General features: G+C 64.3%; 4 protein-coding genes. All 4 read left to right on the top strand.

Features of this window, described 5'->3' with window-relative positions; all coding sequences use genetic code 11:
* Positions 1–567: hypothetical protein (locus BGIM_RS55465; RefSeq protein ID WP_238537823.1), on the top strand; the 567-nt coding region annotated here is incomplete at its 5' end.
* Positions 568–624: 57 nt separating this feature from the next.
* Positions 625–894, top strand: a complete 270-nt coding sequence (locus BGIM_RS0142485; RefSeq protein ID WP_020475674.1) for a hypothetical protein — start codon at positions 625–627, stop codon at positions 892–894.
* A 65-nt stretch (positions 895–959) separates the two neighbouring features.
* The gene (locus BGIM_RS0142480) at positions 960–1,730 is read left to right on the top strand and encodes a hypothetical protein (protein WP_020475673.1); all 771 of its coding nucleotides are present in this window, start codon (positions 960–962) and stop codon (positions 1,728–1,730) included.
* Positions 1,731–1,837: 107 nt separating this feature from the next.
* On the top strand, positions 1,838–2,770 hold the full coding sequence (locus BGIM_RS0142475) for a hypothetical protein (protein ID WP_029631821.1): 933 nt from the start codon (positions 1,838–1,840) through the stop codon (positions 2,768–2,770).
* Positions 2,771–2,983: the final 213 nt, after the last annotated feature.

Raw genomic sequence — 2,983 nt, 5'->3', positions numbered from 1 at the left:
CACCGGATGGGCAACATGAGTCCGACCACCCTGATGCCGCTGACATACCCCGCGCATGCCACGCTGCAAGAAAAGCTGCGGCTCGGGTCGGCTCGGGTGGCGCTGGCGAGGCTCATGGGGCGGGTCGAGACATTGGCCCCGGTCGAGTTCGCCGGCCCCGACTGCAAGCCAATCGATGTGCGGGTGGCCGTCCGCGAGTGCCTGCGGCGGGATGCCCCGACCCTGGCCAACCTGTCGGAAGCAGCCGTGGAGGGGGCGCATGGATCGGTCCTGTCGGCTTTCGCTCGTGATTATTTGGGCAGCCCGGCCGAGGGCTGCCTGTCGGTCCTGACGTGTTGGCGGGAACGCGAACTGTCGATGATGGCGTGCCTTCCCTGGCTCCGGGTCGGGGTTCGGGAGGCCGGGTGGGCGGATGACCTGTGGCGTGCCGGGGCGAGGGATTTCGTGTTCGCCGAGCCGTCCGGGGGTCGGGTGTTTGCGGTCATCCGCGACGACCACGACAACGAGGTTGCGGTCGTCGGCGCCGAGGCCGTGGTGTTGATCCGGCGGGCGGCGGCGCGGGGATAGCGCGGATGCCGAACCAGGCGCTGCCGAGCTTTGTCGTTCGGCAAGGAGGGTGTGCGGATGGCGAGCGAGCGGCGGCGATTTCCTCCCGGGTTCTGGATCGGAGCGCTGGCCGGCGGGGGATTGGGGCTATTCGCCGGTGTTTGGTTCTGCGAGCAGTGGTGGCACGGGTTCTTCATGCCGATCCAGGAGGCCATCGGCATCATCAAGGTTGTCGCCGCGATCATGATCGTGACGGGCTTCGTGGTCGCCGTCCGCCACCGGCGGGCGGTAGTTGCAAGGCCCGCCGAACAAAACGTCGCAGATAACCGGGGGCCCGAGTCGCCGTAAATTGATGACAGGTGCTTCGGCCCCGGCCCCTGAATTCAGTCATTCGGCAAGAGAAAGAGGCGACAATGCTTGGCTGGCTTTTTCCTCCGTCGTGCCCGTGCGACACGGCCGCAAAGTCATGGGTGGAGGAGCGGCTTGAGTGGCTGGCCGGGGAATTTGAGGACAGCGCATTTTCGGGCCGACGGATCGTGTTGCCCACGCCCGAGTTCTTCCCGGACCCATACGACGGGTCCAAGAAGGCCGTCCGCAAGATGCTCGACCGCGTGTGCGAATACATGGACGTGCCGCCTGACCTGGTCGCCCTCAAGTTCGTGGCCGATGCGGGCAAGATTTGGCTGGTCAACGACGCCGGCCAATACCTGCCCGGCGCGGCCGGCACCTATGAGGAGGGGGAGCGGAAGTTCGTCATCCGCATCGACAAGTCGGGGCTGGATGATCCGATGGGGCTGGTCGGCACCATCGCGCACGAACTGGCTCACGTCCGGCTGCTCGGCGAAAGCCGGATTATGCGGGAGGCGTTCGACAACGAGTTGCTGACGGACCTGACGGTGGTCCACTTCGGGTTGGGCGTCTTCCTGGCGAACACGCCGCGGAATTGGGACAGCCTGTACGGCAAGTGGCCGGACTCGGACATGCTCAAGCCGGAGTACATGACGCCGCCGATGTTCGGGTGGGCGCTGGCACACTTGGCGTGGTTCCGCGGGGAGGAGCGTCCCGAATGGGCGCGGCACCTGAACGGCGGCGCGAGGGCGAACCTCAAGCAGGGTCTGCGGTATCTGTTGGCGACGGCGGACTCGTGGCACAGGCCGCCGCGTTTGCGGCGAGGCGGCAAGTAAGCCGCCGAACAAAACGTCGCAGATAACCGGGGACCTCGGCGCTCGTCATGTGGCTTTAGATTCTTTAGCCCCGACACCTGAACTCAATCGTTCGGCAGGAGCTCGAAATGCGTCGTTACCGATCTCGCTTGCTCGGAACCATTCTGGCCTTCGCGCTAACTTCGTGCTTCTCCTCGGCCGCTCCGCCGGAAAAGGGGGGAGACGTGAAGCCTGCGGAACTCGCCGCCCTTATTGATCGTGCGGACAAACTTGTCGTTCTTGACACGCCGCTGGAAAAGGCCCCGACGCTGTATGAGTCCAAGGATCGCAAGGATCTCGACTCACTCAAAGCGGCGATGAAACTCCGTGCCCCGGAGAGAGGATGGCGTTGCTCCTGTTATGGCACGCCCGCCGTGGCTCTCTACGAGAAGGGCAAACAGATCGGCCTGATCACGAATCACCACGGGGTGTTTGTCCGATGCAATTTGTGGGCCAGCGATGCGGCGCTGACGGACTCCGAACCGCTGCTCAAGTGGTTCGACGATCGGAAGATCCCAGGCCCGCGAAAAGAGTTTGACCTCGACGTGAAATTGCGCAAGCAAGCGGACGCGGACAAAAAACGCTGGCTCGCCGCGATGCCGCCGTCCCTCAAGCCGCATTGGGAGGCCGCCACCCGGTCGTTCACGCCCGATCTGGAGCCGATGCAAAAGGCGCTCGCGGAGCAGGTGAAGGACAAGAAGGCCCGAATCCTGGCCCTCGCCGCCTGGTTTGGTTCGGGCGCCGGCCCGTGGTCGGGCTATCCGGTGTATGAATCCGTGGCCGGAAAGCTCCTTTTGGGTTACTCGACCGCAGAACTGTTGGAGGCCGTAAAGGGGCGTGATCTGTCGAAGCCGGAGATGGAGGGCGTGGCCAGACTCTTCGGCGGGTGGGATTTTTCTCAACAGCGTCCCGATGACCTCGCCTTGGTTCCGGCTGAGTTAAAGGCGAAGTTGCTGAAGCACAGCATGGAGACCGATGACGAGGACAAGCGGGGGCGGGCGCGCCGGTCCTTTGGGAAGTGAGCGCCGGGGCCCGCGTAAAGTCATGGTTTTGAGAGATCGTGTTCATGTAAGAGCGAGCGGACAGAATGAGGCGGTCAGTGACCAGAGTACTCCGCACGCTCCGCGTGCGGATGGACTTGCCTGGTGGCCAGACGATGGAAACGGGTCAACGTTCCACCCGCACGCGGAGCGTGCGGAGTACTCTGGTCGCTGACCGCCTCATTCTGTCCGCTC

It is taken from the genome of Zavarzinella formosa DSM 19928 (assembly GCF_000255705.1).
Lineage (GTDB): Bacteria > Planctomycetota > Planctomycetia > Gemmatales > Gemmataceae > Zavarzinella > Zavarzinella formosa.
This window is presented reverse-complemented; position numbering and strand designations above follow the sequence as displayed.

Coding starts and splice junctions, on each gene's coding strand:
- BGIM_RS0142475 (WP_029631821.1), top strand. CDS start 1,838: ATGCGTCGTTACCGATCTCGCTTGCTCGGAACCATTCTGGCCTTCGCG.
- BGIM_RS0142485 (WP_020475674.1), top strand. CDS start 625: ATGGCGAGCGAGCGGCGGCGATTTCCTCCCGGGTTCTGGATCGGAGCG.
- BGIM_RS0142480 (WP_020475673.1), top strand. CDS start 960: ATGCTTGGCTGGCTTTTTCCTCCGTCGTGCCCGTGCGACACGGCCGCA.